At 66.6% G+C, this 8,595-nt stretch carries 10 protein-coding genes; 3 read left to right on the top strand and 7 right to left on the bottom strand.

The window, feature by feature from the left end; translation table 11 throughout:
* The 7 genes from NTW26_01645 to NTW26_01615 all read right to left on the bottom strand — a co-directional run.
* A partial coding sequence (locus NTW26_01645; protein MCX7020976.1) for an inositol monophosphatase occupies window positions 1-604 on the bottom strand: 604 nt, incomplete at its 3' end.
* Between the two features lie 179 nt (window positions 605-783).
* Entirely contained in the window at window positions 784-2,763 is a 1,980-nt protein-coding gene (locus tag NTW26_01640) for a hypothetical protein (protein ID MCX7020975.1), read from the bottom strand.
* A 274-nt stretch (window positions 2,764-3,037) separates the two neighbouring features.
* Complete coding sequence (locus NTW26_01635; GenBank protein ID MCX7020974.1) at window positions 3,038-3,772, bottom strand: zinc ribbon domain-containing protein; 735 nt, start codon at window positions 3,770-3,772, stop codon at window positions 3,038-3,040.
* A 27-nt stretch (window positions 3,773-3,799) separates the two neighbouring features.
* A complete protein-coding gene (locus tag NTW26_01630; GenBank protein ID MCX7020973.1) occupies window positions 3,800-4,345 on the bottom strand; it encodes a hypothetical protein in 546 nt (181 codons plus the stop codon).
* A 395-nt stretch (window positions 4,346-4,740) separates the two neighbouring features.
* A complete protein-coding gene (locus tag NTW26_01625; protein ID MCX7020972.1) occupies window positions 4,741-5,472 on the bottom strand; it encodes a ParA family protein in 732 nt (243 codons plus the stop codon).
* A 129-nt stretch (window positions 5,473-5,601) separates the two neighbouring features.
* A complete protein-coding gene (locus NTW26_01620; protein MCX7020971.1) occupies window positions 5,602-6,252 on the bottom strand; it encodes a hypothetical protein in 651 nt (216 codons plus the stop codon).
* Window positions 6,253-6,265: 13 nt separating this feature from the next.
* Entirely contained in the window at window positions 6,266-6,601 is a 336-nt protein-coding gene (locus NTW26_01615) for a hypothetical protein (protein ID MCX7020970.1), read from the bottom strand.
* A gap of 127 nt (window positions 6,602-6,728) precedes the next feature.
* On the opposite strand from NTW26_01615, the gene NTW26_01610 reads away from it, so the two are divergent.
* The 3 genes from NTW26_01610 to NTW26_01600 all read left to right on the top strand — a co-directional run bounded on the left by NTW26_01610 (window position 6,729) and on the right by NTW26_01600 (window position 7,903).
* The gene (locus NTW26_01610) at window positions 6,729-7,145 is read left to right on the top strand and encodes a universal stress protein (protein ID MCX7020969.1); all 417 of its coding nucleotides are present in this window, start codon (window positions 6,729-6,731) and stop codon (window positions 7,143-7,145) included.
* A gap of 95 nt (window positions 7,146-7,240) precedes the next feature.
* Window positions 7,241-7,720, top strand: coding sequence for a hypothetical protein (locus tag NTW26_01605; GenBank protein MCX7020968.1), 480 nt, complete (start codon window positions 7,241-7,243; stop codon window positions 7,718-7,720).
* A 3-nt stretch (window positions 7,721-7,723) separates the two neighbouring features.
* On the top strand, window positions 7,724-7,903 hold the full coding sequence (locus tag NTW26_01600; protein MCX7020967.1) for a hypothetical protein: 180 nt from the start codon (window positions 7,724-7,726) through the stop codon (window positions 7,901-7,903).
* Window positions 7,904-8,595: the final 692 nt, after the last annotated feature.

Raw genomic sequence — 8,595 nt, 5'->3', positions numbered from 1 at the left:
GGCGCCGGATGGCCTGGGAGGCGTAGCTGAACCGGGTGAAGTGTTCCAGGTTGTTGTCCGCGGAAACCCGCAGGTCGTAGGGGAAGCCGGTGGCCAGGATGGACCGCTCGAGGTCGGCCTCGGCGCTGACCCTGACCGGCTGGTCGTTAAGGTAGGCGCCCAGCCCGACGCCGCCGTGGAAGAGCTCGTCGCGGGAGGGATCGTACACCACTCCGAGCGCCGGTACCCCCTCGACCAAGAGGCCGATCGAAACGGCGTAGATGGGCAACCCGTGGGCGTAGTTGGTCGTGCCGTCCAGGGGGTCCACCAGCCAGAGATGGCGGGGCATGGGATCGGGTCGGGGAAGCCGGCCGCCGGAGGACTCCTCGGCCATGACCGCGTGGTCGGGAAAGGCCCGGCCGATGCGCCCCAGAATCAGCTCCTCGGCGGCGCGGTCGGCGTCGGTGACGAGGTTTATCCTCCCCTTGTACCCCACTTCGCGGGGCTTGGAGAAGAGGTCGGAGAGGAGCGCCCCGGCCTCCCGGGCGATGTCTATCGCCTCGGCCAGGACGGGCGCCGGGTTCGCCTTCCTCGGCGCGGCGGGGCTTTCGTCCCCGAAAGGCATGGGGTGGACTCCGGGAGGGTTATCGTCGCGCGGAAAATCGGCTTTCGTCCCCGAAGGGCATGGGGTGGATTCCTATCCCGGACCTACGATGCTCGACCGCCTTTATCATCCCCAAGCGGCATGGGATGGGCCCTCCAGCGCGGTCATCCGTAAACGGGTAGCTCTCGGAACTCTCCGCTCTACCAGCCCACCGTCCCGGGCGGAGGCTCGGAGGCGGCGAGGAGCCGGGACTGCACGAGATCGAGGCGTGGCTGGGGATCGGTCCAGGTTCCGCCCAGGTGGAAGGGCACCGCGCCCCAGCCGCTCGGGGTGCGGAAGATGAGAACGCCTCTCTCCGACATTCGCCGGGCCACCCGCGGCGGCACCTCGAGGCGCCCGGAGATGTCCAACGCACCCGCCCAGGCCGCCCGGCTGCCGGGGCTTAAAATAACACGCAGGTCGGGGGAAGTCAAGCGGAGGGCCATTTCACCGGGCTCGCCGCCCTGGAGGCTCCAGGAAAATTCGAGCCCGGCCCCGGTGAGCGCGGGAGGGTCGGCGCCGGTGTCCGCCCAGCGCCACAGGGAGGCCAAAAATGGCGGCAGCGGCGCCTCCACCCCGGTCGCCGTGAGGTTCAGGGCGAGGGAATCCGGCTCGGCCCCTTGCAGGGTCATCTCCAAATTTCCATCCATCCGCCCGCCGGTGGGCTCCAGACCGGCCTCTTCGGCCCCCAGGACGCGGATGAGCGCGAGGGGCAGGTTTCGAAAGCTCCCCCGTATCCGCTGACCGCCGAGAAGGTCCAGAAGCCAGACGCACCGCGCCCGGCCGCCGTCCGTATCCAAGGTCAGGTTGGCGGTCCAGGTGCCGGGCTCCCGGAGGATGACGCCGCTTAAGTCTCCCAGCGGCGCGTCACCCCAGCGGCAGTCGGGGAGCTCCACCTTCAGGGTCCGCGGGGCGATGAGCGGTTCGAGGTCCAGCAATCCCAGTAGGGGGACTAGCTCGCGCAGCTTGAGACCGCCACGCCAGGCGGCGTCCAGCGCGACGCCCTCCCCGGCCAGGGTCGAGCGCCCGTCACTTTCGACGCCGTAAGCCAGCCAGCCGCCCCCCGTGTCGAAGCGGCAGTCGGCCCGGGGGACGCCGTCCGTCAGAGACAAGGCGCCCTCGAGGGACAGTCGCGTCCCGTCGGGAAGGCCCAGGGCGACACCCTCGGCGGTGAGGGAGAGCCGCGGCGCTTGCAGCCTGTGGAAGAGGACCTCGCACCCAACCCGGCCGGACCCCGTGCTGCCCAGGGGAAGCACCGACCGGGCCAGGTGGCGGACGTCCAGGTCGGCGGCGAGGGAGAGCTCGGCGAGGCCGCCGTCCGTTCCGCGGGCCGTTCCCATGCCCGCCAGCCAGGCGGTCCAGTCCCCCCCGTTGTACTCGAAGAAGAAGGGCCCGGTGGAGAACTCCTCGGGCGCCCCGCGCCGGCGCAGCCCGAAGCCGGAGCCCCAGACGAGCCAGCGATTTTCTCCGGGCCAGCCCATGCCGCAAACGGTTCCGACCGCTTGAATCGGATCATCACCCCAGAGCTCGGTCAGCTCGGCCGCCTCCAGGCGGGGGGAGAAGAAAAAGCCCCCGGAGTCGAGCCGTCCGAAGACCAGGCTCCCCTCCGACTCGAGGGTGAGGCAAATTGCCCCACGGGCGAGGTGAAATGACGTGAAAACCTCGAGCTCGCGCCCCCGGCGGTCGAGGACGGCGTCCCCGGCCAGTGTGAGGCTATCGTCCGCGACGACGCCGTTCCACACACCGATGAGACAAAGCCCCCGGCCCAGGTCCAGGGTTCCCCCGAGCGACAGGCCGCTTTTTCCCAAAGCGCGCGCCATATCGGCGAGCGAGGCCAGCTCGTCCACCCCGAGAGCCGCCCCCTCCAGGGCGACCCTGTCCGCCCCCAGGGTCAACCGCCGAGCGGGGAGCCCGCCCACCTCGACACCGTCCAGGACCAGATTCAGCGCCAGGTCGCGCCCGGCGGTTTCCCAGCGAAGGCCCTCGTCCGCGGTCGCGAGGCTCTCCTGAATCTCCCGCGCCTCGTCGTCCGCGGGCCAGAGCCAGCCGACGGCCAGGTGCGCCGCCGCCAGCAGTCCCGCGGCGGTCAGGAGGAGGAAGACCGCCAGTCTCTTCGGTGTTTTAAAGAAGTAAAAGGCCATTTCAGGCGGCATCCGTCCAGTTTCGCTGGGGCGTTACCCGGTTCGCCGGGGGCGTAGCTCGGTACGCCGGGGGCGTAGCTCGCTACGCTCGGTTCGCTCGGTACGCTCGTATCGCCGGGGGTGCTGCTCTATTTTGCCGGGGCATTACTCGGTTTGCCAGGGGCATAGCTCGCTTCGCTCGTTTCGCCGGGGACGCTACATCATTTAAAAACCGGGCCGGGCCCGGTGGGATGTGAAGGTCAGGATGCCGGCGCCGCCAACTCGAACCGTTGTCTCACTCCATCTCGGGCAGGTTGAACATGTCGGCGATGGTCCGCCAGGCCTTCCGCGCCTCGTCGTAGATGAAATCGTTGAGCTTGACCTTGTGGGAGCGGATGTTGGTGATGAGGGCGGGGTAGTCCGTGGGCTTGACGCCGAGCTGCAGACCACGGAGGAAGACGTGGATTTTGCTGGAGATTAGACCCTCGGGGCGCTCCGGCAGATAGTTCTCGTCCAGACCCGGAGGCGGGGGGAGATCGGTGGTGGTCGTCGTGGCGCGCCTCGCGGCGTCAATGCGCTCCTGGTCTATTTTGGTCGGCGGCTCGGGGGTCCGGGTGCGGAGCTCCCTGGTCGGGGTGGCCGGCTCCGATTTAGCTGGGGGGCTCATTTTATACTCGGCGGCATGAACCTCCGGTGGAGGCGCGGCTTTGACGACGGAAAGCGGGGTGGCCTCCGCGACCGGAGGCGCCTCTACGGCGGCCTTTTTCCGCGGGACGATCACCTGAGGCGGGGCCTTCTCCGGCTTCGTCCTCGGGGGGGCCTTTTTCCTCGCGACCTTCCGCTCGAAACCGCAGTGGGGGCAGACATCCAAACCGGCATTGACCGTATGGCCGCACTCGGGACAAGCGATGGTGTTGGAAAGGGTGGACTCGACTGCCTGCGACGACTTCACCGGTTCGCCGCAGTATTTACAGATGGTTGAGTCCGAGGAGATGGACCGACCGCAGGATGGGCACTCGAATTGTCCCATGAACAACCCCGGGCCTGAACGGTACCCCTACTCGCCGCCCATGCTCAGGCTGCGCCTGGCGGCGTTGAGCGTGTTGACGAAGATCTCCGGCTTGGCCACGTTCGCCATCGAGGCGACGCCGAACTCCCCTTCACTGGTTATCAGCAGGCGGTTGCCGCTGTTCACGTTGGTGTAAATGTTCACGTTACCGGAACCGCCGCGCTTCGAGACTATCTCCGCCCGGACGATTTCATTCAGGGGGAGAGCCACGGCCACATCCTTCGAGTACGACTTCGTCATGACTACCCGGGTGTCGGTCACGGCGTAGAAAGGCTGGGACAGACGCGTGACGTATATATTGGCTATGAACGGGATCACGAGAATCCAGAACACCCACGTGGATAAGTCCAGATAGACCCCTTGACTCTCGAACAGGTCAATGATTCGCGAGGTGAAAAAGCCTCCGACAACGACCAGCACGATCATCACCCAGGAGAATAAAATGCTGAAGCCGCGTTCAGACCAGTGCATCCGCTTCTTCAGGATGATCATCTCCAGTACCGCTTCACCGTTCTTGGCCTTTTCTGCGGCCATCTATCCTCCCGAAGCTTTAGGTTCTAGGCCGGTGCGGGCCGTCCCGTACATCGTGCCTGTCCTGTACGGTACTGCCGCCGCGGAACGGGGTCCGGACCGGTCTGAATCGAGCCCGAAAAACAGGGGGTTAAAGACAGGGCTTCCAGACCGCCCAGCGATCTACCGCTGTCATGGGACCCGGATGCACAGGGGAAAGATTACCAGCTTTTCGACCCAATGTGAACAGCAATTTCCGTACCCCGGGAGTTCCACCGGGAGCGAGGTTGCCGCTCGGTCATCGGTTTCGCAATCCGTGCATCCCGGGGGTTTCACGTGTCGAGGGTGCACGCCCACCGATTCCACACCGATTATCGCCACGCCCGCTCGACCGTCACCCCCCGACCCGGCCGGCGCGCCTAGAGCCTGGAGTCTATCTCGTCCACGAGGTTCAGGTAATCGGCGGCGCCGTAGGAGTACGGGGCGTGCTCGAAGACGGTGGAACCGGTGCTCGGGGCCTCGTTTATCTGGGTGTTGGTCCGGATGATGGTCTCGGTCACCAGCTTGCCGAAATGATCCTTGATCATCCGCAGGATTATTCGGGACATCCGGGTGCGCTTGTCGTAAAAGGTGGGGAGCACGCCGAAGACCCGTCCGTTACTCGTCTCCCCGAACCGGTGGATGGCGTTGACCGTCTCCACCGCCGCCAGGGCAGAGAGGTAATCCATCGAAACCGGGACGAGCACGTTGCCGGTGTAGTTGAGCACGTTGTAGGTCAGCACGTCGAGGCTCGGGGCACAGTCGAAGATGATGAAGTCGCAATCGCGCAGCCGGGCGAAGGCCCGCGAGACTTGGGTGTGGCGCTCGGGGGCCTGGCTCAGCTTGCCCGTCACGTCCCACAGGCGGGATCCGCCCGAGGTCATCACCACGAAGTTGTTCCGCAGCCGCACCAGCTTGATTTTCTCGCCGAGGATGAGCTCGGCCAACCCCCCGGTGGGCTCGATGTTGAAGTAGGAGGAGACGCAGCCCTGCGGATCGGCGTCCACCAGGACAACCCGCTTGCCGCGCTCGGCCAGACCGGCGCTCAGGTTGACCGCGGTGGTCGTCTTGCCCGTGCCGCCCTTGGCGATGAATACGCTGAGCTTCTTCACGGTTCCCGAGTGGTTCTGCTGTGAACCCGAGTCGCCCCGCAACGCCCCCTGCGGGCCACCGGATGCGGATTAATCCGATAATCCCCAAGAGATTTTAATGTAGAATAGATTAGCTGTCAATGGATTGCGTCAATCCGTCTCCGCCTCCTCTATCATCCGCTGCATTTCATCCTGGAGCATCTCCTCGGAACTCGCGTTGATTTGGGCTCCCACGGAGCGCAGGAAGTAGTGTCCGACGACGAAGAGGATTGATAGAGCCACGGCGACGACGGACAAAACGACGGGACGCCTTTTCCGAAGCGCGACCACGAGCGCGGAGACACCCAGGGCCAGGCTGATTACGGGCCAGAGGACGAAGGGGAGGGTGAACCGGAGCTGGGCCACCAGGGAGCGGGCCTCGTCTCCGAGGGACAAGGCGGCGCCGGGCCAGACCGAAAGCGCCCCGCAGGCGCAGAAACCCATCAGGATCGCCGCCGCCCAGAGCGGCCAGACCACGGCGGGCAGGACCGACCGCGCGGCGTGGTCGTTCGGTCCCAGGAAGATCATCCCCCGGAGCGCCGTGCGGAAGGGCCTTGCCTCCCCGGCGCGCCGGGCGAGCATGAGAAGCCGGATGAAGGTAAAGAGGGTGACGACGGCGGCCAGGGTGGGCCAGAACCAGGGTTCGAGGTACGCCTCGAAGAAGGGCAGCACCAGGTAGTTCGCGGCCACGGGGAGGCCCAGGAGCGCCGCGGTGAGGGCGGCCGTCCCCAGCGCCCGGGTCGTGAAATTCCCTCCCGTCACACGGACCTCCTCATCACTCACCCACAATCTCACGGCTCCGCGCCCCCTCGGCCGCGCTCTCGACCTCGCGCTCGCAACCACCGAAGGCGCCGGTGAGCACCAGGGTCAGCGCCAGAGCGAAGACGGCGAGGGCCACGGTCCACCAGTTGAAAAAACGGACCGCCTTGGGCCAGGCTTCCCCGAAACGGCCCCTCCCCACGACGAGAAGCACGGCCCCGGAAACGAGGGAGACGGACAGGAGGACTACGCCCCAGACCGTGGTGAAGGGAAGGAGCCCCAGAAGAGCCCCGATAGCCGCCAGAAAGAGGGAGCCGAGGGACCAGAAGCGGATGAGCCAAGCTTTTACCACGCAAAAAGCTTAACCCGGAGCCCCACCTCTGTCAAGGGTTCGTGTTTGCCAAAGGCGGCCGGCTGGGCTATAATGTATTCGTGGTCGGTTCCGGTTCCTTTCCACCAAAACGTCAGGGGGAGGGTCTTTGAAAAAGGGTATCCTTGGAATCTTCGGTCGCAAAGGCGGCCGACGTTTGAGGATTCTGGCCACCACCTCGGGCAGCGTCCCGGCGCGGCACAAGGGCGCCTACATCATCCACGTGGCCGAGCACCTCGGCGCCGAACTCCTGGTCCTCCACGTCATAGAGGACGAGAGCCGGTGGCAGGACGGGGACTGGGCCCTATCCCTGTACGACGTCAAGGGGGCCAAGATAAACGTCCGCACGCTCCTTCGCATCGGTCGCGCACCCCAGGTCATCGCCCAGGTCGCCACCGAGGAGGAGGCCGACATCATCACCCTCGGGCTGGGACCCGACGACAACGCCCCGGACGATGTCATCACGGAGCTGTCGCGGCTGACCAACGTCCCCATCCTTTTGGTTCCCAGCCTGGAGGATTTTTAAATCCGCCCGGCATGAACCGACCCGCATCCAGTCTTGACGAGCGAGAAGGGTCCACCGCGCACGCGGCCGGTCGTCTCCCCAGGCGCGCGGTCCCGTTGGTTCCCGCTGTCGCAATCATCCTCTCCCTCCTGGCCGTCGGGTGCATGAGGGACGAACCGCCGGTCGCCCAAGGGGGATCCCAGACCGGTTCCGCTCCGTCGGACGTCACCCTCCACCTGTGGGACTCGCAGGCCGACCTGGATCGGGTCGAGGAGCGGCTCAAGGACTCCCGCTACTCCCTGGCGCCCATCGCCAACCCCGACCCCAACCAGTACGGCGCCAACGGCGGTCGGGCGCTGCGCTGCAACCTGGTGGGGGTGGACCTCCTCTTCTGGACCTTCGACGACGAGCCGAAGGCCCGGGAGGCCGGGGAACGCTGGGAAGGCGGGGACGGTCCCCCGCGGCGGTGGACCGTGGCGGGAAACCTGCTGCTGGTGCTCTTCGCCGATGACGATTTCACCGGGGTCTCCGCGAAGGCGGCCGTGGAACTTATGCAAATTTTCGCCGCCGGTGGCGACGGCGCAACGGGGGGGTGAGGGATGAGCCTCTGGTCGGCGGCCGTGGTGATAGGCTTTCTGGGGTGGATCGGCTGCGCCTTCGGTTTCCTGCGCCGGGCCGTGACGCCCGAGGTGAAGTTCATCGGCCCGAAGGCGCTCTTCTGGGGCGGGCTGCTGCTGGCGTTCTGGGCGCTGTGGATCGTGGGGCTGGTCAACGCCTGAACGGCCGGCGCGAGGGGCGAAGCGGCCTCCCTCTCCCCGTGGGAGAGGCGCGCCGACGGGGATGGGGGTGAGGGCTGCCATAGCCCCCTCCCCCCTTTGGGGGGAGGGCTGGGGTGTGGGGTGAACGCGGCGGGGATGGGAATCCCCGCCCTACATTCAGGCAGCGGCGCGCCGACGGGGATGGGGGTGAGGGCTGCCATAGCCACCTCCCCCCTTTGGGGGGAGGGCTGGGGTGAGGGGTGAACGCGGCGGGGATTAAAATCCCCGCCCTACCTTTAGGAACAGGCCTGGGTGAGGGGTGAAGCTGTCTCCCTCTCCCTGTGGGAGAGGGGATAGGGGTGAGGGCTACCTTAGAAAAAAGCGGCGGGGATAGGAATCCCCGCCCTACATTTTATCCCCTCTCCCTTTTAGGGAGAGGGTTGGGGTGAGGGGTGAACGCGGCGGGGATGGAATCCCCGCCCTACGTTTAGGCAGCGGCGCGCCGACGGGGATGGGGGTGAGGGCTGCCATAGCCCCCTCCCCCCTTTGGGGGGAGGGCTGGGGGGAGGGGTGAACGCGGCGGGGATGGGAATCCCCGCCCTACATTCAGGCAGCGGCGCGCCGACGGGGATGGGGGTGAGGGCTGCCGTAGCCCCCTCCCCCCGTGGGGGGGAGGGCTGGGGTGAGGGGTGAACGCGGCGGGGATTAAAATC

The sequence above is a fragment of the bacterium genome, assembly GCA_026398675.1.
Taxonomy (GTDB): domain Bacteria; phylum RBG-13-66-14; class RBG-13-66-14; order RBG-13-66-14; family RBG-13-66-14; genus RBG-13-66-14.
This window is presented reverse-complemented; position numbering and strand designations above follow the sequence as displayed.